The sequence below is a fragment of the Deltaproteobacteria bacterium genome, from assembly GCA_026129095.1.
GTDB lineage: Bacteria > JAGRBM01 > JAGRBM01 > JAGRBM01 > JAHCIT01 > JAHCIT01.
Window position 1 is genome coordinate 143,703 of sequence record JAHCIT010000003.1, and the last position, 23,753, is coordinate 167,455.

At 60.0% G+C, this 23,753-nt stretch carries 18 protein-coding genes; 14 read left to right on the forward strand and 4 right to left on the reverse strand.

Going from position 1 to position 23,753, the window contains the following annotated elements; translation table 11 throughout:
- The first annotated feature begins 84 nt into the window (after positions 1-84).
- The 4 genes from alaS (at position 85) to KIT79_05565 (ending at position 5,263) form a co-directional block, all read left to right on the forward strand.
- Positions 85-2,742 (forward strand): alanine--tRNA ligase, encoded by a 2,658-nt coding sequence (gene alaS / locus KIT79_05550; protein ID MCW5828762.1) that lies wholly within the window; start codon positions 85-87, stop codon positions 2,740-2,742.
- Between the two features lie 92 nt (positions 2,743-2,834).
- The gene (locus tag KIT79_05555) at positions 2,835-4,001 is read left to right on the forward strand and encodes a type IV pilus twitching motility protein PilT (protein MCW5828763.1); all 1,167 of its coding nucleotides are present in this window, start codon (positions 2,835-2,837) and stop codon (positions 3,999-4,001) included.
- A 24-nt stretch (positions 4,002-4,025) separates the two neighbouring features.
- Positions 4,026-4,556 carry a regulatory protein RecX gene (locus KIT79_05560; protein MCW5828764.1) on the forward strand — a complete coding sequence of 177 codons (531 nt, stop codon included), beginning with the start codon at positions 4,026-4,028 and terminating at the stop codon, positions 4,554-4,556.
- A 5-nt stretch (positions 4,557-4,561) separates the two neighbouring features.
- A complete protein-coding gene (locus tag KIT79_05565; protein ID MCW5828765.1) occupies positions 4,562-5,263 on the forward strand; it encodes a VTT domain-containing protein in 702 nt (233 codons plus the stop codon).
- Between the two features lie 6 nt (positions 5,264-5,269).
- Here the strand turns inward: KIT79_05565 and KIT79_05570 are convergent, their stop codons facing one another.
- Entirely contained in the window at positions 5,270-6,238 is a 969-nt protein-coding gene (locus KIT79_05570; protein ID MCW5828766.1) for an SDR family oxidoreductase, read from the reverse strand.
- Positions 6,239-6,382: 144 nt separating this feature from the next.
- Between KIT79_05570 and KIT79_05575 the strand changes: the two genes are divergently transcribed.
- From KIT79_05575 to KIT79_05590, 4 genes are all read left to right on the forward strand, one after another.
- Positions 6,383-7,762, forward strand: coding sequence for an NAD-dependent malic enzyme (locus KIT79_05575; protein MCW5828767.1), 1,380 nt, complete (start codon positions 6,383-6,385; stop codon positions 7,760-7,762).
- A gap of 153 nt (positions 7,763-7,915) precedes the next feature.
- A complete protein-coding gene (locus KIT79_05580) occupies positions 7,916-9,133 on the forward strand; it encodes a type II secretion system F family protein (protein MCW5828768.1) in 1,218 nt (405 codons plus the stop codon).
- A gap of 41 nt (positions 9,134-9,174) precedes the next feature.
- Entirely contained in the window at positions 9,175-10,935 is a 1,761-nt protein-coding gene (locus KIT79_05585; GenBank protein ID MCW5828769.1) for a PAS domain-containing protein, read from the forward strand.
- 12 nt (positions 10,936-10,947) lie between these two features.
- On the forward strand, positions 10,948-12,390 hold the full coding sequence (locus KIT79_05590) for a sigma-54-dependent Fis family transcriptional regulator (GenBank protein MCW5828770.1): 1,443 nt from the start codon (positions 10,948-10,950) through the stop codon (positions 12,388-12,390).
- 15 nt (positions 12,391-12,405) lie between these two features.
- Here KIT79_05590 and tatA read toward each other — a convergent pair whose 3' ends face one another.
- Both tatA and moeB read right to left on the reverse strand, forming a co-directional pair.
- On the reverse strand, positions 12,406-12,636 hold the full coding sequence (gene tatA / locus KIT79_05595; GenBank protein ID MCW5828771.1) for a twin-arginine translocase TatA/TatE family subunit: 231 nt from the start codon (positions 12,634-12,636) through the stop codon (positions 12,406-12,408).
- A gap of 106 nt (positions 12,637-12,742) precedes the next feature.
- Positions 12,743-13,918, reverse strand: coding sequence for a molybdopterin-synthase adenylyltransferase MoeB (gene moeB, locus KIT79_05600; protein ID MCW5828772.1), 1,176 nt, complete (start codon positions 13,916-13,918; stop codon positions 12,743-12,745).
- A gap of 200 nt (positions 13,919-14,118) precedes the next feature.
- Here moeB and KIT79_05605 point away from each other — a divergent pair, with 200 nt between their 5' ends.
- The 4 genes from KIT79_05605 (at position 14,119) to KIT79_05620 (ending at position 16,878) form a co-directional block, all read left to right on the forward strand.
- Entirely contained in the window at positions 14,119-14,352 is a 234-nt protein-coding gene (locus tag KIT79_05605) for a hypothetical protein (GenBank protein ID MCW5828773.1), read from the forward strand.
- Between the two features lie 174 nt (positions 14,353-14,526).
- Positions 14,527-15,708, forward strand: a complete 1,182-nt coding sequence (locus tag KIT79_05610) for an LL-diaminopimelate aminotransferase (protein MCW5828774.1) — start codon at positions 14,527-14,529, stop codon at positions 15,706-15,708.
- 24 nt (positions 15,709-15,732) lie between these two features.
- Positions 15,733-16,251 (forward strand): 2-amino-4-hydroxy-6-hydroxymethyldihydropteridine diphosphokinase, encoded by a 519-nt coding sequence (folK, locus tag KIT79_05615; protein MCW5828775.1) that lies wholly within the window; start codon positions 15,733-15,735, stop codon positions 16,249-16,251.
- Between the two features lie 45 nt (positions 16,252-16,296).
- Complete coding sequence (locus KIT79_05620) at positions 16,297-16,878, forward strand: hypothetical protein (GenBank protein ID MCW5828776.1); 582 nt, start codon at positions 16,297-16,299, stop codon at positions 16,876-16,878.
- A 22-nt stretch (positions 16,879-16,900) separates the two neighbouring features.
- Here KIT79_05620 and KIT79_05625 read toward each other — a convergent pair whose 3' ends face one another.
- On the reverse strand, positions 16,901-17,509 hold the full coding sequence (locus KIT79_05625; protein MCW5828777.1) for a transcriptional regulator: 609 nt from the start codon (positions 17,507-17,509) through the stop codon (positions 16,901-16,903).
- Positions 17,510-17,983: 474 nt separating this feature from the next.
- Between KIT79_05625 and KIT79_05630 the strand changes: the two genes are divergently transcribed.
- Both KIT79_05630 and KIT79_05635 read left to right on the forward strand, forming a co-directional pair.
- Positions 17,984-19,498: a hypothetical protein gene (locus KIT79_05630; protein MCW5828778.1), complete on the forward strand. Its 1,515-nt coding sequence runs from the start codon at positions 17,984-17,986 to the stop codon at positions 19,496-19,498.
- 562 nt (positions 19,499-20,060) lie between these two features.
- Positions 20,061-23,714: a vitamin B12-dependent ribonucleotide reductase gene (locus KIT79_05635; GenBank protein ID MCW5828779.1), complete on the forward strand. Its 3,654-nt coding sequence runs from the start codon at positions 20,061-20,063 to the stop codon at positions 23,712-23,714.
- Positions 23,715-23,753 lie beyond the last annotated feature (39 nt).

The following is a 23,753-nucleotide window of genomic DNA, read 5'->3' on the forward strand; positions in this document are numbered from 1 at the left end:
TCTATATAGCCCGGTCCGGCCCCCGGCGGCCGGTCAACCTGCGGGAAAGATACGGGATTTATGGCCAGACCCTTTGGAAAACGGATGACCACTCGCGAATTGCGCGAGGCGTTTCTCACCTACTTCGAGTCGAAGGGCCACCGGCGCGTGCCGTCGTCTTCACTGGTGCCGATGCTGGCGCCGGGAAAGACAGATGAAACCATCCTGTTCACCAATGCCGGCATGAACCAGTTCAAGCGGACCTTTCTTGGCGAGGAAAAACGGGACTATCGCCGGGCGACGAGCTGCCAGAAGTGCGTCCGGGCGGGGGGCAAGCATAACGACCTGGAAAACGTCGGCTTTACCCGCCGTCATCACACATTCTTCGAGATGCTGGGGAACTTTTCCTTTGGCGACTATTTCAAGGAAGACGCCATCAGGTTTGCGTGGGAGTTCCTTACCGGTGTCCTCCAGCTTCCGAAGGACCGGCTCTGGGTGACGATCTTCGAGAAGGACGACGAGGCGGGCGAACTCTGGAAAAAGCATACGGACGTGCTGCCGGGCCGTGTGCTCAAGATGGGCGAGGCCGACAACTTCTGGCGCATGGGAGACACAGGCCCCTGCGGACCATGCACTGAAATCCATATTGACCTCGGCGACAGTGATCCGATGAAGGGCAGCGGACCCGGGTCACCGGACGACGTGAACGAGCGTTATATTGAGCTGTGGAATCTCGTCTTCATGCAGTTCAACCAGAAGGCTGACGGCCGCATGGAGCCTTTGCCCAAGCCCTCGGTCGATACGGGCGCGGGGCTGGAGCGTATCGCGGCGGTGCTTCAGGGGGCGAACGGCAACTATGAGACCGATGCCATCCGGAATATCATCTCGGATGCCGAAAAGATCACTGGCACCAGATTCGGTGCAAGCTCTGAACCGGACAGTTCGCTCCGGGTATTGGCCGACCATATCCGGGCCGCGGTATTCCTGATCGGCGACGGCGTGCTGCCGTCACGCGAAGGCCGTGGGTACGTTCTCCGGCGCATCATGCGGCGGGCGATCCGGCACGGCAAGAAACTCGGCATGGAAAAGCCGTTCTTCAATGGCCTGGCCGCCGCTGTCGTGCGCGAAATGGGCGATGTCTACCCGGAGATCGCGCAGAAAGAGGGCTATATTCGGGAGGCGATCCGGACCGAGGAAGAACTGTTCCTGAAGACACTGTCGCAGGGACTGGACCTTCTGCAGGGGCAACTGGCGATCCTCGATACCTACCAGCAGAAGGGAAAGCCCCGCCGGCTCGACGGCTCCTTCGCGTTCAGGCTTTACGATACCTACGGTTTTCCGCTGGATCTCACGCTCACGCTGGGCCGCGAGATGGGGTTCGAGGTGGACGAGGCGGAATTCGATAGAGAGATGGATGCCCAGCGTGAACGCTCCAGGGACGCGGCCCGCCAGGTTACGGCGGCGGCCGACGAAGTTTACCAGAAGTTCGCCGGCCAGAAGACGCTTTTTGCCGGATATGAAACGCCGCAGGTGAGTGCGAAAATCACGGCGATCATTCACCACGGACAGCCGGTAAGTGAAGTCCACAAAGGCGCCGATATCGAGTTCATAGTGGACAGGACGCCGTTTTACGGGGAAAGCGGCGGGCAGGTGGGGGATACGGGTAATGCCCGGACCGGCACGGCCCATGTCCGTGTGGATGACGTGCATAAGCCGCTGGAAAACCTGTTTGTCCACCGGGGGCACGTGGAGCAGGGAACGCTGAAGGTAGGCGATTCCATCGAACTGCATATCGACGAAGTGCGCCGCCAGCGCATACGTCGCAACCATTCCGCGACACACCTGTTGCATGCGGCCCTCCGTCGCACGCTTGGTACGCACGTCTCCCAGGCTGGATCGCTGGTCGCTGCCGACCGGCTCAGGTTCGACTTTTCGCACCAGAAACGGCTGGACGACCGGGAACTCACCACCATCGAGGCGCTGGTGAACGAGGCGATCCGCCGGAACGATCCGGTCGACGCACGGGTGACATCGTACGATGAGGCCTGCAAGGCCGGAGCGATGGCGCTCTTTGGCGAGAAATATGGTGATGAGGTGCGCGTCATCCGGATGGGTGACTTCTCGATGGAACTGTGCGGTGGAACCCATGTCTCCCATACCGGGGATATCGGCCTGTTCAAGATCATCCGCGAAGAAGCCGTGGCAGGCGGAGTCAGACGTGTTACCGCCGTGACGGGCGAGGCGGCGCTGGCTGAGTTTGCCCGCGCCGAACGGACACTGGAGTCGCTGGCTGAGAAGCTGGCGGTCCCGGCGGCAGATATACCGGCGCGGGTGGAGAAACTCCTGGAGCGGGTGAAAGAGCTTGAGCACGAGGTGGACAAGCTGAAGCGCAAGCTCATATCCGGAGAAGGCAGGGCCGACATTGGTTCGCTTATCGACCGGTCCGGTCCGGTTGCGAAAATCGTTCACCGGCTGGACGGCGCCGATGCCGGAACGCTGCGCGAGTTTGCCGACCGGGCGAGGGAAAAGCTGGGCTCAGGAGTCGTCGTCGCGGCCTCGGAGAATGAGGGCAGGGCCGGCCTTATCGTGGCGGCGACGGCGGACCTCAAAAACAAGGTCAACGCCGGTGCGATCGTGAAGGAGATCGCTCCACTGATCGGGGGCAAGGGTGGTGGCAAGCCCGACATGGCCCAGGCCGGCGGGAACGACCCTACGGGGATTCCAAACGCACTGGCACGCGCAAAAGAGTTGCTGTCGAAATAACGCTTACGCGCGTTGGGGAGTTGCCGATTCTCCCTGATCGGGTAAGCTCCCGGCCGTAGCGTTTATTCCTGATTTGCGGGGAGAGGTTCCCAATGGAGCTGAACGAAATCCTCAAGACGGCTCTCAGCCGGGGGAGTTCGGATATTCATATCAAGGCGGGATTGCCGCCGATCTTGCGTCTGAATGGGGCCCTGACGCCGTTCAAGGATGCCCCACGGCTCACTCCGGATATCGTCAACAAGATGGCGTTTGGCATCATGAACAACGCCCAGAAAAACAAGTTCAAGGAGTTTAACGAATGTGACCTGGCATATGGCGTGCCGGGGCTTGGCCGTTTTCGTGTCAACGTGTTCCAGCAGCGGGGCACCATCGGGATGGTGCTCCGGTCGATACCGTTCAATATCCTGTCGGTTGACCAGCTCAACCTGCCGCCGGTGCTGAAAAAGATCGCCATGTATGAACGCGGACTGGTGCTCGTGACCGGGACCACCGGTTCGGGCAAGTCCACGACACTCGCCGCAATGATCGATCATGTAAACCAGAGCCGAACGGCTCATATCATGACGATCGAGGATCCGATCGAGTTTCTGCATCGTGACAAGAAATCGATCATCAACCAGCGGGAAGTCGGCTTCGATACCGTCAGCTTCGCACAGGCGCTCCGGTCAGCCCTTCGCCAGGATCCGGACGTGATTCTGGTAGGCGAAATGCGCGATTTCGAAACGATCGAGATCGCCCTCACGGCGGCGGAAACCGGGCATCTCGTGTTTTCGACCCTGCATACACTGGATGCGGCCGAGACAATCACCCGTATCGTGACGGCGTTCCCGCCGTATCAGCAGAACCAGGTCCGGTTGCAGCTTGGCGGTATTGTGAAGGGAATCATCTCCCAGCGGCTGGTGCCCACCAAGGACGGGAAGGGCCGCGTGGCGGCGGTGGAGGTAATGGTCTCCACCGCACGCACCCGCGAGTGCATGGAGGATAAGGAAAAGGTCAAGGAAATCCGGTCCGCCATCCAGAAGGGTTTCCAGACCTACGGTATGCAGACTTTCGACCAGTCGCTTTTCTACCACTTCAAGCGTGGCGCCATCGCCTATGAGGAGGCCCTGCGGCAGAGCTCCAATCCTGACGACTTCGCACTTCGCGTGTCGGGTATTTCCGGCACCTCGGATACCGACTTCGACGAGTTTGGCGAGGCGGCCGAAGGCGAACTGGAGCAGGCGCACGGTGGTGACGACAGCGATCTTGAGCTGGAATGAGCGGCAGCAGAAGGGATGCGGGCGATGTCCGGCCATCCAGCCCGTAAGAAGAATGCCCGCGAAAAGCCGCCGGCCCACGTAAAAGCGGTAGACCTGCTTAGCCGTTCCGGCCATTCCCGCCGGGAACTGGCCCGCAAGCTGAGGCAGCGCAATTACGGTCCCGATGAAATTGAGGCTGGAGTCCGGTTCGTCGAAGACCGGAATTTCCTCAACGAGGAACGGGACGCCGAGGCGGCTGCCCGGACCCTTTGCGGGCGGGGTTACTGGGGGCTCGCCGTGAGGGCGAGGCTCGTTACACGGGGTTTCCCGAAGTCCGCGATCGACCGGGCACTCGACCAGATGGAGACGGAAACCCCGGTGGATAAGGCCCTTGCCCGGATGCTTCCCGCGAAACTGCCGGCCGACCTGAAGGCCCGCCAGCGGCTCGCCCTGAAAATCGTCCGGCGCGGGTTCCCGGTTTCCCTGGTGCGCCGCAGGTTCGATGACTTGCCTTCAGAAATGCTCGAAACCGCCGAGGCTGAATTCCCGGATCATGATGGATGCGACGAGGAGTAGATCCGGTGTCTGAATCCAAACCCAGAACCGGTCTTCGTGTCGGCATTCTGCTTGCAGGAGCGGCCCTGTTTGCCCTGGTTGCATGGAAACTCGGTATCGGACTGCCGTCTCCTGATTCGATCCGTCAAACGTTCGACAAATGGCAGGCTGACCCGAAGGTCGGACCGAATCTGGTCCCCTTTTACCTGGGGTTCATTTTCTTTTTCGGCATTTTTGGTTTCCCACGAGGTGTGGTGGCAGCGATCGGCATTGGCCTCATGGGTGAGGTTAAAACCTGGCTGGCGTTCTCGCTGATCCTGCCAGTCTCCGCCCTGATCCAGTTCATGGTGATCCGCTGGGCCATCGCTGCCTGGGTGCGTGACCGGCTTCCGGCGCAGGCGGTCCAGTGGGAAGAACGTATCCTTAAGCACGGTTTCTGGGCCGTGGCCCTGCTGCGCGGATTTCCTCCCACGGCCATGGGGATGTTCAACTCCGTCTGCGCCGTCTCGGCGCTCCGGCCGCAGATATTCTTTCTGGGCTCTCTGGCGGGCTACGTCATATCGAGCCTTTTCTACGTGATTCTCGCCGGATTCCTGCTGGAGCTTTACCTGCGCGTATGGGACTCGGAGTGGGCGATGCCGATTGTCGTGGCCATCATTATTGTGACCATAGGGGCGATGTATACCGTGTACGGTCAACTCAAGAAACAAGGGAAGAAGAAGGGGTAGGCATCGTTACATCCAGCCCTTGCTCCGGAAATAGGCGATGGCCCTGTCGAAACTCTCCCCGATCGGCCGGGGACTGAATCCCAGTTCTTTGATAGCCTTGGTATTGGCGTAGGCAATACGCTTTTCCAGATAATCAGCCGACTTGTGGGGCAGGGCGCCGAGCGTGATCAATGCGCCGATTCGCGCTCCGATCTGAAGGAAAGGGACCGGTATGCCGATGGGGGGCGGGTGCTTCCCGGCGGCCCGGGCCACCTCACGGACCATCTCCTTCATGGTGAAGTTGGCATGTGTCAGCAGGTAGCGCTCCCCGGTCCGGCCCTTTCTGAGCGCCTTCAGATGGCCATCGGCCACGTCATCCACGTCCACGTAGTTCTGGGTTCCCTGGAAGTAGAACGGCCAGGGGCGCCGGGCGAACGACAGCAGGACGGCACCGGTGGGACCGGGAATGCGGTCGCCGGGGCCGATCGGGGCTGAAGGGTTGACGATCACGGCGTCGAGGCCACGCGGGATCCACTGCAAGACCTCGCGTTCGGCCAGAAACTTGGAATCAAGGTAAGGCACTTCAAGCGGTCCGAGATCCCATATGGTCTCTTCATCGGCAAGACCCTCCGGTGGCGCCGAACCAATGGCAGCGGTGGAAGAGGTGTGGACAAACCGTTTGACCTTTGCCTTTGCCGCGGCCTCCAGCACATTGCGGGTGCCCAGCACATTGGCGGTGATAATCTCCTCGCGCGGTGCGGTCACTTTATGGACGGCGGCGGTATGAAAGACGTATTCGACATCCTTCATTGCTGACGCGATCGAGAGCACATCGCCAAGATCGCCGTGAATGAGGTCGTAAGAGAGCCCATCCAGATTCTCCGTGGATGACCCCTTGCGGGCAAGCACGCGGGGGCGTTCACCTTCGGTACACAGGGCACGCACCACTGCCGAACCGACGAATCCGGTTCCACCGGTGACGAGAATCTGGCCCATAAGTGCAAATACTCCAGCGAAAGTCCGGATCATCTGGAAATGAACCGGCCGATACGCTACTAGTTAACCCGAGGTTTCCGGTGCAACTGTCCCCTGCCGGACCGCTTTTCGCAGGACGATCCCTTCATGCTGTTCAACCAGACGATGATACTCCGTACGCTCCGGTGCCGGAACCGCAATATGCCGGGCGTCCTCGGCCGGCTGCTGACCATGATCGGCGACCAGGGCGGTTATGTCGGCGAGATCGAGACGGTTTCGTTCGGCAACAACTATGCGGTGCGGGATATTGATATCCTGTGCGAGAACGAGGCGATCCTCCAGAAGATTCTCGATGCCGTGAAACGGGCTCCGGACGTGGACGTGCTGGAAGTCCGCGACGAAGTGATGGATATTCACCGGGGCGGCAAGATCTGCTCCCAGCCTACCCATCCCATCCGTTCGGTGGCGGACCTGCGCAAGGTGTATACGCCGGGCGTGGCAGACGTGTCGCGGGCGGTGGTCGAGCGTCCGGAACTGGCCGAGATATACTCTTCCATCGGCAGCACGGTGGCCATCTGCACGAACGGTTCCCGTGTGCTGGGCCTTGGCAACATCGGCCCGGAAGCATCCATGCCAGTGATGGAGGGCAAGGCGGCTCTTCTGACCCAGTTCGTCGGTCTGAACGCTTGGCCGGTCCTGATCGGAACCCGGGACATCAACGAGTTCGTGGAAACAGTCGTGAAGATTTCATCTACGTTTGCCGCGATCCATCTGGAGGACATCGAAACTCCCGCCTGCTTCGAAATCGAGGAGAAGCTGATCGAACGGCTCAACAAGCCCGTGATGCACGACGACCAGCATGGCACGGCCGTCGCCGCCCTCGCTGCCGTCATCTCCGCCTGCAAGGAGATCGGCATGGACCTTGCCACGGCAAAAGTCGGCCAGGTGGGCCTGGGTGCGGCCGGTTTTGCCATTTCACGGCTGGTGGCCAAATACACAGGCCAGCCGGTCAAGGGATGCGACCGCAACAGCGACGCCGTCGCCCGGTTCAAGGCTGGCGGCGGTATCGAAAGCAGCATGGACGATATCCTCGTTGAGAGTGACATCGTGCTGATGACAACCGGCGTGAAGGGGCTCCTCAAACCTGACCGGGTACGCAAGGGCTCGGTCGTAATGGCGCTCTCGAATCCGAACCCGGAGATCGATCCGCAGGAAGCCATGCAGGCCGGAGCCGCAATTGCGGTTGACGGGCGCAGCGTGAACAACATCCTGGGCTATCCGGGGATATGGAAGGGCGCTCTGGACGCCAAGGCCAGCCGGATTGTGCCGGAAATGCTGATTGCCGCCGCCGAGGCGATTGCCCAGGAGGCGCACGGGGATGATGAACTGCTGCCATCCCCGCTCAACCTGTCGGTTCACCGGAGCGTGGCGGCCGCTGTTGCCCGTGCGGCGATGAAGGCGGGTGTTGCCCAGAAAACGCTGGACGAGGACTATTTCCACCACATCAGGGGCGAGCAGGTCATTCGGACGGCAGGCCCCTCCTGAAATCGTTTATTAAAGAGTTCATTAAGTGCCGGTGCTTTGCTGCCGCTTGCGAAGCGGACATGTGGCACGTACAATAAGGTGCTGAAATCAGGGCAGTCAGTTCTGTAGTCCCACGCTGCGCTGAGGGGATTGTTCCCCACGTAAGGTGGTTTTATGCCGAATTTTACCTGGAAGGCCAAGCGCAAGAACGGCGAAAAGATCAAGCAGGTCACCGAGGCCGCGTCTGCGGAGAAGCTGCGTGAGGTTCTGGAGGCTCAGGGCCTTACCGACATCAATATCCAGAAAAACATAGAAATTGATCTGACCAGCCTGCCGATCCTCAAGCACATTCTCGGCGGAATCGATCAGCGGACGATCGTTATCTTCACCCGGCAGTTCTCGACCATGATCGATGCCGGTCTGGCTCTGGTGCAGTGTCTGGACATTCTCATGTCGCAGCAGCCGCCGGGACCGTTCAAGAAAATCCTCACGGAGATCAAGTCCGATGTCGAATCCGGTTCGACGTTCGCTGATGCACTCCGCAAACATCCGCAGGCATTCGACCAGTTGTATGCCAACTTGTGTGCGGCCGGCGAAGTGGGCGGTATTCTGGACACGATTCTGACGCGTCTGGCAGCCTACATGGAAAAAGCGCAGGCGCTGAGAAAGAAGGTCAAGGGCGCCATGACCTACCCGATCGGTGTGCTCACGGTCGCGATCGGCGTCGTTATCCTGCTCATGGTCAAGGTCATGCCGACCTTTGCCAACCTGTTCAAGGGGTTCGGCAAGGAACTCCCCGCGGTCACAAAATCCGCGATTGACCTCTCCAACTGGTTCGTGGCCAACCTGTATTACATATTCGCAGGCATCGCTTCGCCGTTCATTATCGTGCGGGCCATGCGTTCCAATCCCCGGACATCGGAAATGCTAGATCGGGGCATGCTCAAGATTCCGCTGCTCGGTGACCTGATCAAGAAGGTCGCGGTGGCGCGATTTACGCGCACACTCTCCACGATGATTTCGTCCGGCGTCCCGATCATGGAAGCACTCGAAGTGGTCTCCAAGACCGCCGGAAACATCGCTGTCCAGAAGGAAGTCGACCTGGTCCGCGCCGGCGTGTCGGAGGGCAAGCCGCTCGCGCAACCGATGATTGGCAGCAAGATATTCCCGTCCATGGTGGTCCAGATGATCCAGGTCGGTGAGCAGACCGGCGCCATGGATACCATGCTCGGCAAGATTGCCGATTTTTACGACGAGGAAGTCGATACGGCCGTGGAGGCACTGACGTCCCTGATGGAGCCGTTCATCATCGTGGTCCTGGGCGGATTTATCGGATACATCCTGATCGCCATGTACATGCCGGTGTTCTCGATGGGTGAAGCCGTCAATTAACGGTCGGCAGGGCCTCCCCCCCCCCAGAGGCCTGAACCGCTATGCAGGCTCCAGAACCGCTCAGGAACTCTTCGCCGGGCGGCCTTGTGTCGTCGCTGATGAGCCATCCGGGGGGACTTGCCCAGCGTCTTCCCCGGGTGATGCTTGGCCGTGTCATTCTGGCCAGCACCCTTCTCGGGGCGGCCCTGATCTATCAGTGGTTCCGCATCGAGGATGGGCCCGTGCTCCGGGTGCTGTCGCCTACCTATGGAACCATTTCATTCATCTATGCCGCGACGGTCGTCTGGTCATTCCTTTTCCGCCGGTGGGAGGAGCGGCCGAACCGGCTGATTCTCCTCACCAAGTCCCAGCTGGTCGTGGATGTCCTGACGATTGCATTCCTGGTCGTCGTGTCGGGCGGCCCGTCAAGCGTGTTTTCCTACCTGTTCATCGTCGTGGTGATCTATGCAGGCTTCCTGCTCAGTGAGAGATGGGCCTTCTGGGCCGCCGCGATGGGAACAGCAGGCCACGCGGCGGCGGTCTTTCTGGTTTACCTCTATCCCCAGCCCATCATGCGAGAAACCCTGGGGTTCCTCTTCAAGGCGCCGGACCTGGCCGAGTGCCTGTTCAGCGTCTTCGTCCAGTCCGGCAGCCTGTTCGCGGCCGGTGCCGTCACCAGTTACATCGCCGAACGCCTGCAGCAGACAGGTGACCTGCTGGAGCGCAGCGAAGTTGACAGGCGCGAACTCGAACAGCTTCATGAGCGAATCGTTTCCAACCTGACCAGTGGCATCGTCACGACCGATTCCCGGGGCCGGGTACTCTACCTGAATGCTGCCGCCCACCAGTTTCTCCAGACGGGACACAGGGTGCTGACGGGTGCCGGAGTCCGGGAGGTGTTCCCGGCATTCGCCGAAATTGCGGAGAAGAACCCCGGCGGAATTGATCGCGTGGAGGTTCGTGTCATTGGAGATACCGGAGACAGGTATTTTGGACTCACGGTGACGCCGCTTCGCGATGAAACCGGCCGTTCCAAGGGCAACATTTTCATTTTTCAGGATCTGACGCAGCTCAAGCGTGCCGAAGAGAGGCTCCAGAAAGCCGACCGGCTGGCGGCCATCGGCGAACTCGCCGCCGGTATCGCCCACGAAATCCGGAATCCCCTCACTTCCATATCCGGGTGTGTCCAGATGCTGAGCAATGACCTGCCGCCAGATATGGCATCATCACGGCTCTTTGCCATCGTAAGCAGGGAAATTGACCGGCTGAACACGCTGATCACGGAATTCCTGCAGTTTGCCCGTCCGAAGCCGCTGGAACCAAGCCAGATTGATGTACAGAAATGGCTGGAGGATATCGGACTGCAGTTCCGGTCGGCCGCCAGCGATTCGGCGCGGCTGACGGTTTCTGTGGCGGCTGAGGCCGGCCAGATATCGGCAGACCGGGACATGCTGACCCAGGCGGTATGGAACCTGCTTCGAAATTCCGACCAGGCGCTGGGGACCACTCCCGGCGGCAAGATCAGATTGTCCGCATGGAAAGAATCCGGACCGAACGGCCCGCGCCTCCAGATCGAGATTGCCGATAACGGACCGGGAATTCCGGTTGAAATGCAGGCGAGGGTGTTCGAACCCTTTTATACGACCAAGGCAGAAGGGACCGGACTCGGTCTTTCACTGGTATACAAGATTGTCGAACTGCATGGCGGCGAGGTTGACCTCAGTACCAGTCCAGCCGGTACCGTATTCAGCATCCGGATACCCGGCAGTATTCCGGCTGAAAGCAGCGGGGAACTATCGACCAGCCGTGCAGAGGCCGTGTAGGCTGTTGTCGGAATGGCTTCAGTCCTGGTAGTCGATGATGAATCCTCGGTCCGGGAGATGCTTGGCATCCTTCTGGAAAAGGAAGGACACCTCGTCAGCTCCGCTTCCGGTGTACGGGAAGCTACCGCACTGTTGAAACACGATCCCTTTGATGCGGTACTTTCCGATATCCGGATGCCGGATGGTTCGGGCATTGACGTGCTTCGTGCTGCCAGGGAAACCGACCCGGACACCATTGTCATTCTCCTGACCGCATTCGCCACGACCGATACGGCCGTCGAGGCCATGAAGCTGGGGGCCTACGACTACATCACGAAGCCGTTCAATGTGGACGACCTCAAGGCAAAGGTCAGGAAGGGTCTGGAAACCAAGCAGCTTCGTGCTGAAAACCGGGGGTTGCGGCAGGCCATCGAGGGGCGGTATGGCTTTCGGGGCATCGTCGGTTCATCGCCGCGGCTCCAGCAGGTTTACGAGGTTATCGAACGGGTCAAGGATACCCGCGCAAACGTCCTGATCACCGGGGAATCCGGAACCGGGAAGGAAGTCGTTGCAAGGGCGATCCATTTCGCATCCAAGCGTGCCGTCCGGCCTTTCGTGGCTGTGAACTGCGGTGCCATCCCCAAGGATCTCATCGAAAGCGAGCTGTTCGGACACACCAAAGGTGCGTTTACCGGCGCCGTGGCAGAAAAGGCCGGGTTATTTGAGCAGGCCGAGGGCGGGACGCTTTTCCTGGACGAAATTGGCGAACTCCCGCTGGATCTCCAGGTCAAGCTGCTGAGGGTAATCCAGGACCGGACGTTCCGGCGTGTCGGGGGACAGAATGACATTCAGGTCGATGTCCGGATCATTGCCGCGACAAACCGCGACCTTGCCCGGCAGGTTGCGGACAAGACATTCCGTGAAGACCTTTTCTACAGGCTGAATGTCGTGGGGGTCGAACTGCCCCCGCTGCGCGAACGGCGCGAGGATATTCCGCTGCTGGCCCTGCACTTTCTGCACAAGTTCACCCAGGAAACTGGCCGCCGGATTACTACGATTTCGCGGGAAGCGATGTCGGTTCTGGAGACAATGCCTTATCCCGGCAACGTGCGGGAACTGGAGAACATCATCGAGCGTGCGGTTGCACTGGAAAGCGCCGATGTCATTACTCCCGCGTCGCTTCCGGCCAGAAGCGGGGAGAAGACGGAGGGGGCAATTCGCCATCCGGCCGGTGCTGCTGGAGAAGGGCGTCCCGCTGTCGGGATTTTTCCCCTTCGGGGCGTACCGCTGCCAGTAGCCGATTTCGATATCCCGGCCGAGGGCCTATGTCTTGAGGATTACATCGGGGAGATCGAGCGGCGGGCGATCATGAAGGCACTGGATCGAACTGGTGGCGCCAAGAAAGAAGCGGCCGACCTTTTGGGCCTGACGTTCCGTGCATTCCGTTACCGGTGCGAGAAATACCGGATCGACTGATCCGGCAGGTTCGTATCAGGCTTTGTCCCGGGGTTCTGGCCTGGATTGGGATTTGTCCGTCTCGCTGCTGTCGCCAAGCTTTTTCGATTCTGGCGTTACGTCTATTTCATCCGGACGGTTCAGTTCTTTCTTGAAGTTCTTGAGGCCCTTGCCGAGGCCGCTCATGAGCTCCGGCAGCTTGCGGCCGCCGAACAACACCAGCACGATGAGGAGAATAATCAGCCATTCGGTAACGCCGATTCCCATGTCAGTCACTCCACCGTTCGTCCGCTATCCATACGCGGACACGCTTCATAGGTAACATGCCCGGACCGAAAAGACGAACCAGGTAGGGGGCGGTTAATCCCGGGTTTCAGGTATGGGCGGTCTGGGGAACCGCGCAGGTGATATCCATGTCCACCGGCCGGGTGATGGTCGGGTGCTGGCCGCAAACCCGGCATTCAGGATCGCGGCGTATCTTCATTTCGCGGAACTTCATGGCGAGCGCATCGTAGGTGAGCAGCCGGTTCACCAGTAACCCGCCGGTGCCGAGAATGATCTTGACGGCCTCGGTTGCCTGAATGAGTCCCATCACGCCGGGCAGGACGCCCAGCACTCCCGCTTCCTGGCAGGACGGCGCCAGTTCTGGGGGTGTGGGATCGGGATACAGGCACCGGTAGCACGGGCCGTCGTGGGGGAGCAGGGTGGTCGCCTGTCCCTCGAACCGGTAAATCGACGCGTAGACATTCGGCTTGTTCAGAAGTACGCAGGCGTCATTGACGAGATAGCGGGTTCCGAAGTTGTCGCAGCCATCAACCACCACGTCGTAGTCCTTGACGATTTCCATAACGTTTTCGGCGGTGATTCGCATTTTGTACGGAACTACCCGGATATCGGGGTTCAGGCCGTGGATGGTCTCCATGGCGCTCTCGACCTTGGGCATCCCGACCCGCTCGGAGGTATGCAGGATCTGGCGCTGGAGGTTGGACACATCCACGACATCGTCATCGACGATCCCGATCGTCCCGACACCGGCCGCCGCGAGATAGTAGGCGGAAGGGGAGCCCAGCCCGCCGGCTCCGATCAGCAGGACCTTCGCCTCCAGCAACTTCATTTGCCCTTCGATGCCGACTTCAGGGATCAGCACATGCCGGGAGTACCGCTTCATCTGGTCGGCAGAAAGGGTCCGGGGAACCTGAACGGGATATCCCTTGTCCTTCCACGCCTTGAAGCCTCCGGCGACGGAAAAGACATTCTCGTATCCCATTTCCTTGAGCGCCCGTGCGGCAAATGCCGACCGGGCGCCGCCGGCGCACATCAGGTAAACAGGAACCTTCCGGTCGCTCACGGCGTCCTCTATCCGCAGTTCAAGAAATCCGCGGGGAATGAACCGGGCACCCGGAACGTGCCCCTGCTCGAACTCGTCAGCTTCCCGAACGTCAATCAGGGCGGGTGTATTGGGCCCGCCTATCGCACGCTTAAGGTCGTCAACAGTGGCTTCCCGGATCTGGGATTTGATCTGCTTCAGATAGTCCTGGGAGGAGGGCATTTTCGCAGGTGCTCCAGTCGGCCCGCCCATACACCATGCCTGGGCAGCAGGCCGCAAGGGCCGCACTATAGGTCCGGCTCTATCATCTGAAAAGGGCTGTCTCCGGCGGGCTCCCGCTTGCTTAACTGCCTGGATTAGCTATCAATTGCCCGGTCACTGGAGAGTCCGTCAGGGGCCGTTCCGGAAAAGGAAATAGCGAAATGGCAGGCGTTGGGGACACGATTGACGAAGTGAATGTTATCGAGAAGGGCCGCCGGGGGCTGGTGGAGGAAGTCGCTTCGTGGAATCCCTACCAAGGGTTCAGGTCGTACTACCGGGTCAAGCTGCATGGCCGGGCGGCGCGTACATTCATTACCCCCGAGGAAGCGCTCGATTACTATTTCCTCAATGCCGGCGAATTTGATGCAGGTGAGCAGATTCAGGGCGTCCGCTGATCCCTAGGCCGTTCTTGCCGCCAGCCTCCGGGCTATTCTATAGGTGATGGATGGTCAGGTGAGGCCGCCAGGTCCGGATACGGGGTTCCCTTCCGTTTTTCATGGATAACAGGCACAGTCTCCCTACGCGGAGATTGCAGCCGCTCCTGCGGCTGGAAGATGGAGTGATTGTTCATGCCGGAATTTGAGTTGGCCAGACGAATCAAGGATCTGCCGCCTTACCTGTTCGCCGGGATCGACAGGAAGATCGCCGAGGCAAAGAAGCGGGGCGTGGATATCATCAGCCTCGGCATTGGTGATCCAGACCAACCCACCCCGAAATTCATTATCAAGGCACTGGCCGAAGCAGCCAAAGACCCGTCAACCCATCAGTATCCTTCTTACCAGGGCTCGATGGATTTCCGGGAGGCCGCGGGCGAGTTCATGGCTCGCCGGTTTGGTGCGGCGCTGGATCCGGCCACTGAGATCATCACGCTGATCGGCTCCAAGGAAGGCATTGCGCACTTCCCCCTTGCATTCATCAACCCGGGTGATCTGGCGATCTGCTGTTCGCCCGGATATCCGGTTGGCAAGACGGCCGTTGGGTTCGCGGGCGGTGAAGTCTACGAAGCCAAGCTGACCAAGTCGGGGAAATGGCTGCCCGATCTGCGCAAGATACCCGATGATGTCGCCCACCGGGCCAAGCTGATCTACCTGTGTTACCCGTCCAACCCGACGGGCGCCACGGCAACGTCCGAGTTTTTCTCGGAACTGGTTTCCTGGGCCCACAAGACCCGCACAATCATCATGACGGACTGTGCCTACTCGGAAATATATTACGACGAAGCCGAGAAACCGCTCTCCATTTTCGAAACTCCGGGCGCGAAAGACGTTGCGATCGAGTTCCATTCCCTTTCGAAGACCTTCAACATGACTGGCTGGAGGATTGGCTGGGCCGCCGGGAACGACCAGCTCATCGCGGGTCTTGGCAAGGTGAAAACGAATGTTGATTCTGGCGCCTTCAATGCCATCCAGCGGGCCGGGGCGATTGCGCTCCGCTCGGACTTCAAGTCGGTCGAGAAAATGCGCCGGATCTACAAGCGCCGCCGGTCGCTGGCCATGCAGGGAATCAAGCAGATCGGTGCGAAGGCCGCCAAGCCGAAGGCCGGTTTCTTCGTCTGGGCGGAGATTCCCGAAGGGTTTGATAGCGATGCGGCGTTTGCCGACTTCTGTATCGAGAAGGCCGGTGTCGTGGTAACGCCCGGTTCCGGCTTTGGAGAGGCGGGCACCGGGTACTTCCGGATTGCCCTCACGGTTGATCTGGATCGTATGGAAACCGCCTTCAGCCGGATCGAGAAGGCACTGGCCTCGCGCTAGTCCGGACTACAGGGATTTTTCGGGATGGCCTCACGTGTAGTGCTGGGGCTGGGTTCCAACCTTGGCGACCGGGTTGGTAACCTCCGCCGTGCTGTTTCCGGCCTGATCGAGCGTACTGGCGCAGGACTTGAAGCCGAAAGCCGCCTCTATGCCAGCCCAGCCTGGGGCATGAAACCGGGCTCTCCGGATTTCATCAACGCCGCAATCCTTGTCACGACATCCATGGGGCCGGAAGAACTGCTGGGCGTTGTCCACGATGTTGAGAAATCCCTTGGGCGTGATCGGGCGGATAGCCACGGGAGAGTGGATGGCCAGTATGCCGACCGCACCATCGATATTGATATCCTCGCCTGGGATGACCGTGTGATCAATCTGCCGGGACTGCGGGTGCCGCATCCGGGGCTCGCCGGGCGGCGCTGGGCATTGGAACCGTTCCTGGATGTCTGGCAAGACTGGGTACATCCCGAAACCGGGCTGGAGCTTGCGGAGATGCTCAGGGCCTGTCGCGAAACCTGCGCGGAACCGCTGGAAGAAAGGCTCTAGAGCCAGCCGGCTGATCTGTGATACGATCTGCCGCGAAGGTGAAACATGGCAGACGGCAGGCTTGAAATCGGAAAGATGGTGAATGCCTCGTTCGAGGTGTACAAGGACAATTTCTTCGCGCTGTTTTTTGCCGGACTCATTGCGACGGTCATGACGCTGACCATCATCCTGCTGCCACCCGCTGCTATCGGGATGTTCAGGCTGAGTATCCGGGCACTTCGTGGCGAGAATGTTGAAGTCGGCGATCTGTTCCAGGGATTTTCGGGCTTCCTGACCGGCTGGGGAATAGTCATCCTGAGTTCGATGGGAATTGCTATCGGCCTGATACTGCTGGTCGTTCCGGGAATATATCTTTCAATAGTATGGTGTCTTGCATTTCTGGTGCTGGCAGATGATCCCCACGTCGGCGCGATGGGCGCACTCGGCCGGAGCCGCGAACTGATCAAGGGATACTTCTGGTCTGTATCCATGGCCCTGGGCACACTATTCCTGATTCTGTTTGCAGCGAGCCTGATTCCGATCGGCAGTTTGCTGGCAGGACCGTTCTGCTATGCTGGAATGGCCTATATCTATCTCAAGCTGAAGGGCCCGGTTGCAACGGCACCAGCCAGCCTGACGCCAGCCTGATAACTGCGGGATATCCGGATAATCAGCCCAGCTTGCCGAGCTTGTCTTCGAGCTGGGCAAGGCGCTCACGGAGCGAGCGAATCTCGTTCTCGATGCTTTCGCGGTCGTTAGCTCCACTGTCTTGGTCCTGCTGGACCCTGTCGATCCAGTAGCGAATTCGTTCGTCAAGTGATTTCTGGAAGGTTTCGAGATTGCGCTGGCGGGTTGAGAGGAACTCGCTAACGAGTCCCTTCATGTCTTCCAGCTTGACGTCGCTGCGGGTGAATACCTTCTGGAGCTGCTTTTCGGTTTCGTCCCGGACCTGGTTGATCTGGTCCTGGGCTTCGGTGAGGCCGCGCTGCACGAGATCCTGCCCGTCCTGAATCAGCTTGCGGAGCAGGTTCAGGCCCAGAATGCTCTTCTTTTTCTTTTCTTCTTCAAAAAGGACCTGTGCGAGCGTTACCGATGTGATGTCCTCACTCGTCTTGTTATCGATGATCCGTACATCGACGCCAGCCTTTACCATGGCGGCGATCTCTTCGAGAGTCACATAACAGCTCTGTTCGGTATCGTAGAGCTTGCGATTCGGGTACCGCTTGATGACCCGCTGCCGGGTTTCGGTGGCTTCTGCCGCTGGTTTTGCTTCGTTCATTATGTTCGGGCCTTTATAGTGGGAATCGGGTTCACCAAAAGCACCGCCGAAAACTGGCGGCCACAACAACAAGTCTAATGCATCGGAAGGCTGTTCCGAAACCCCGTTTGATTCTCGGGGCTTCCGGTATCCCGGTCGCCGACGGTATTTACACCTGTTTATCCGGACCAATCCACCCTAGTGGACAGGACTATTGTGGATAACACTTGTCATTGCGGCGCGTCAAGATGGAACAATTAGAAACAGACAGGGCCGGTTAGCGGCAAAAAAACGATGGAATTACAGGTAGTTTTGCGTCTATGCTACCGGCCCGCGGCGCGCTGGCTTGAATTTTGGTGAGGGCTCGGCAAAAGGCGTCCCCAGCCCAATGGGCGCATTGTGAAGTCCGCCGTTGCAGGGTGAATTCGTTCCAAGGTCGGATAGTGTTGTAGCCCGATGATCGTTCTGTGCCCAAGCTGCCAGGCCAAGTTCAAATTGGCCGATGAAAAGGTTACGGCCAAAGGCGTCAAGATCCGCTGTTCCAAATGTACGGCGGTTTTCACCGTCCGGCCTGATGGCTCGGCTGTTATTGCAGGGGAAGCCGCCCCCAAGCCACCGGTGCCGAGCGCTCCGCCAGCAACGAAGGCGCCACCAGCGGCGAAGCCTGGTCCGGTTTCCGGAAAAGCCGGGTTTGACAGCTTTGATCTGGGTGAATTCGCTGAGGTGTCGACCAAATCACATGTACCCAAAGGGCCACCTCCGCCAGCAGCTCCGAAGCCAGCGTCTCTACCCCAAAAGGCTGCGGCACCGAAACCGGCAGCACCCAAGTCGCCAGTGGACGATGACCTGTCCGGTTTTTTCTCCGCAGGAATGGACAAGCCCTCGCCCGCAGCCGCACCCAAGCCTCCGGTCAAGCGACCTCTTCCTCCCCCGGCTGCTGCCAGTGATCCGTTTGCCAGTATTCCACCGGCACCCCCGCGCAAGGCCAAGGCGAGCCCAGCTCCGGCACCTGGTGGTGGTGATGGTCTAGATGATCTCTTCGCATCGGCCCCTCCGCCACAGCCAAAGCCGTCTCCCGCACCCCCGAAACGGCCTGCTGCACCGGTCGCCCGGCGCCCGGCAGTCCCTCCACCGCCTCCACCTTCCGGTGACGGAGGTGAAAACCTCGATTTTGGAGGTGACATCGAGCTCGATGTTGACCGCACGGGAGATGCATTTGGCGGAGTATTTGCCGATGCGCCGCCTCCGCCAAAAAACAAAGGCGGCAAGGCCCCTGGCAGCGACGACAGCTTCGATTCGCTGCTGTCAGGCGCCCCGGCGGGCTTCGCGGATGCTCCTCCGCCTCCCACGCAGACGGCCAATCTGGAACTCGACGCGCACTCCTCCAAGACGCTGGAGTTCCTGAGCCGGGCGGGAGATTCCAGCCGCCGTAAGCCGGTCCGTGACGATGGTCCGGGGATGGGGCTGATCATCGGTCTCACTGTTGGTGTGACGATGCTGCTGGCGGTTGGTTTGAGGAGCATGGTCGAGTTTGCTCCGGAAAGCCTGCCCGGTGTGTCGCTCGAAACGGCACGTCTCATACGGGACATTGTTCCGTTCCCGGTGACAAATCCCGACTTCCCGCCCCCGCAACCCAAGATCGAGGCACGGGTAGACCAGACCTTCCCGGTAACGAACCTGGCGGGCGAGGTGATCTATGTGGCCACGGGGAAAATGGTGAACCGCAGCGGGGCGCCAATGAATTTTCTAAGGGTCCGGTTGCGGCTCAGGGATCCGCAGGGGGCCGTGCTCCAGGAAAAAACCGTGTATGCAGGCAATTCGATCAGCGTAGACCGACTGCAGAAGACCGACCCGCAAGACCTCGATTCCGAACTCCAGCGCAAGCTGGGAGCCAATAACAGCAACATGAATGTCGGCAATAATACGACGCTGAACTTCATGGCGATTTTCTACCGTTACGGCGGCGATCCCGGCGCGGTCGAAATTGTCGAGACGACAGCCGGGATTTAGGCACCCAAAAGATTCCTGCTGCCCAAAGTGATCTGCCTTATCCACAGGCAACGATCCACAGGAGCTTTTCCCGCCCCAACCTCGTTTCGAATCGCACAGTTAGGGTATTCTTCTCAAAGTGAGCCGGGTTTGTCTGCCCAGTTTCTCCCCATAGTTTCCACCCACTTATGCCCATATGTAGGGGTAATACTTAAATATATGGCACAACATCTAGTGGTTTTTCCGTTGACAAAGCCGGGGCGGTCTGGTTAAACGGGTTCATCACAACGGCAGGCAAGCTGTCGCGTCGAGCAGGGGTCATCACGGTAGAGGTGAAGAAGACACTCGTCTCCTGAACGCCAGTTTTTGCCCGAATTAACAGGTTCCAGCCCGCGGTCCGGCGGTCTTTGGGGGCTTCTCCCGGCAAGGCATGAACCTGACTTCCGTCAATCCCCCCTTAATGCGGGGGATGGCAGAATGGGGATGTTACGCCCTTGGCGGCGGAGCTTGCCGGTGTGGTTTTCGGTCCGGAGCAGGGGGCTGCCTGCGGACTGGCTGGCGGATTGCCGGGGGAGTTGCTCATATGAAGTTCACGCGCCGGTACACGACTGAAGGCAAGGGGCCCTACGACGGAATTGAGTTCGTCGCGAGGACATCGAAGATCGTCAACCCGGACGGGTCGGTGGTATTCGAAATGAACAACATCATGGCTCCCTCCGACTGGTCCCAGGTAGCCGTGGATATCCTGGCCCAGAAATATTTCCGCAAGGCGGGGGTTCCCCGCATCCTGAAGCGGGTTCCTGCCGACGGGATCCCTGAGTGGCTCCAGCGGAGCATCGCCGACGAAGAAGCACTGGCGAAACTTCCCGATGGCCAGCGCTATGGCAGCGAGTCCGACGCCCGTGACGTGTTCAACCGGTTGGCCGGCTGCTGGACATACTGGGGATCGCGGCACGGTTACTTCAGTTCGGAAAAGGACGCCCTCGTTTTCTACGAGGAGTTCTGTGCCATGCTGGCCCGGCAGATGGGCGCACCCAATTCGCCCCAGTGGTTCAACACCGGCCTTCAGTGGGCCTATGGAATCGACGGTCCGGCGCAGGGACATTACTACGTAGATCCCAGGTCGGGGGAGATGACCCGTTCGCGCTCAGCTTACGAGCACCCCCAGCCGCACGCCTGTTTCATCCAGTCGGTGAGTGACGATCTGGTGAACGATGGCGGCATCATGGACCTGTGGACCCGTGAGGCCCGCATCTTCAAATACGGATCGGGCACAGGGTCGAACTTCTCCGCCATTCGCGGCGCCAATGAGAAACTCTCAGGCGGTGGACGCTCGTCCGGTCTCATGAGCTTTCTCCAGATTGGCGACCGTGCGGCTGGCGCCATCAAGTCCGGCGGCACAACCCGGCGGGCGGCCAAGATGGTGACAGTCGATATCGACCACCCGGATATCGAGGACTACATCAACTGGAAGGTAATTGAGGAGCAGAAGGTTGCCGCACTGGTGACAGGGTCGGCGCTCTGCAACCGGCACCTGAACCGGATCATGAAGGCCGCGCACGAATGGCCCGAACCCTCCGAACGGTTCGACCACAAGGCAAACCGGGACTTGCGCGCCGCTGTGCGGGAAGCGCGGAAGACGGGCATACCGGACAACTACATTGCCCGCATCCTCCAGCTTGCCGAGCAGGGATATACCTCGGTCGAGTTCCCGGTCTACGACACCAACTGGAACTCGGCCGCCTACGCCACAGTCAGCGGACAGAACTCCAACAACTCCGTCCGGCTTTCCAATGATTTCCTCAAGGCAGTCGAGGCCGACGGCCCCTGGAATCTCACCGCCCGCACGTCGGGGAAGGTGACGAAAACCCTCCCCGCACGGCAGCTGTATGAGCAGATTGCCCATGCTGCCTGGGCATGCGCCGATCCGGGTGTCCAGTTCGACACGACCATCAACGAGTGGCACACCTGCCCGGCTGATGGCCGGATCAATGCGAGCAACCCGTGCTCGGAATACATGTTCCTGGACGACACGGCCTGCAATCTCGCATCGCTGAACCTGATGAAGTTCTACGACCCGAAGAACGGCAGGTTCGACGTGGAAAGCTATGACCACGCGTGCCGGCTCTGGACCGTTGCGCTGGAAATCTCGGTGCTGATGGCCCAGTTCCCGAGCCGCAAGATCGCGGAGCTGTCCTACCGGTTCCGGACCCTCGGCCTGGGCTATGCCAACATGGGGACGATGCTCATGGTGGCCGGGATCCCGTATGATTCGCAGGAGGCATTCGCCATCTGCGGTGCGATCACGGCAATCATGACGGGCGTTTCCTACCGGACGTCGGCCGAAATGGCCGGTGAGCTGGGCGCTTTCCCCGGCTATGACAAGAATCGCGAGCCGATGCTCCGGGTGATCCGGAACCACCGGCGTGCGGCCTATGGCGTTCCGGCAGCCGAATACGAAGGCCTGACTGTCGTTCCGATGGCGATCAGTCCGAAGAACTGTCCGGACTATCTTCTCAAGGCCGCCCGGCGTTCCTGGGACGAGGCGCTTGCGAAGGGGCAGGAGCACGGCTACCGCAACGCCCAGGTGACGGTCATCGCGCCGACGGGGACGATCGGCCTCGTGATGGATTGCGATACCACCGGCATCGAGCCGGACTTTGCGCTGGTGAAGTTCAAGAAGCTGGCCGGAGGCGGATACTTCAAGATCATCAACCTGTCGGTGCCAGTGGCGCTGGAGCGACTGGGTTACACCCAGGAGCAGATCCGGGACATCGTGAACTACTGCCGCGGCAGCGGTTCCATCGGCGGCGCGCCGCATATCAATCCGGCGGCCCTTCAGGCCAAGGGGTTCAAGGCGGAGCAGATCGCGGCGATCGAGCAGGCCCTTGATGCCGCCTTCGACATCTCGTTCGCCTTCAACAAGTGGACGCTTGGCGAGGCGTTCTGCAGGGAGACGCTGGGACTGAGCAATGCCCAGCTTGCCGATCCGGTCTTCAGCCTGCTGGAACACTTGGGGTTCTCGAAAGAACAGATCCGCGAGGCGAACAACTACGTTTGCGGCACGATGACCATCGAGGGTGCACCGCACCTGAAGGAATCCGACTATCCCGTATTCGACTGCGCCAACAAGTGCGGGCGGACCGGAAAGCGGTTTATCCAGTACCGTGCCCATCTGCACATGATGGCGGCCGCGCAGCCGTTCATTTCAGGCGCGATCTCCAAGACGATCAACATGCCAAACGAGGCGACCGTCCAGGATGTGCGTGACTGCTACACCGAATCCTGGCAGCTCATGCTGAAGGCCATCGCCCTGTACCGCGACGGATCGAAACTCTCACAGCCGCTCAATGTGAGCGCCGACGATGACCTGTTCGAGGACGATACGGAACTGGACGACCGGACGGTGGACGAGCCTGCAGCGATACGCATGGCCGAAAAAATCGTCCACCGTTACCTGTACCGCAGCAAGCGCCGGCTGCTCCCGACCCGCCGGAAAGGGTATACCCAGAAGGCGATTGTCGGCGGCCACAAGGTCTATATCCGCACAGGTGAGTATGATGATGGCTCCATCGGGGAGATATTCATCGACATGCACAAGGAGGGCGCTGCCTTCCGGAGCCTGATGAACTGCTTTGCCATCGCTGTCTCCCTGGGACTTCAACACGGTGTTCCGCTGGATGAATACGTTGATGCCTTCGTATTCACGCGGTTCGAGCCAAATGGCATGGTGGCGGGCAATGACCGGATCAAACTGTCGACATCCATCGTGGACTATATCTTCCGCGAACTGGCGATCAGTTACCTGGGCCGGAACGAACTGGCGCAGGTCCAGCCGGACGATCTCCGGAGCGATTCGATCCGCCAGCCGAACGAGCCAGTGTTCGAGGATGAGGAAGTGGTCGAGGAACGTGAGCGCGTTCTGGATGCCCTGAATCCGGAACAGATGCCGCTGCTTGCCGGCCGACCCGGCGATGATGGCCAGAGCGGCGGCAACGGCCACGGCCGTCCGGTGGAAGCACATTCCGAAGCATCCGTGGGCGCAGGCGCGGCGCCAGCCGCCAGCTTCCGGCTTTCCGGCTCGGCTGCCGGCCGGCCGACCCGCGCGGCGGTTTCCGAGGCCAAGGCCAAGGGCTACGAAGGTGATCCCTGCGGTGAGTGTGGAGCGATGACGCTCGTCCGCAACGGCACCTGCCTCAAGTGTGTCACCTGCGGCTCGACGAGCGGCTGCAGCTGATACCGGTGCCGCGTTGAAGCCTGAAACGGGGGACCTGAC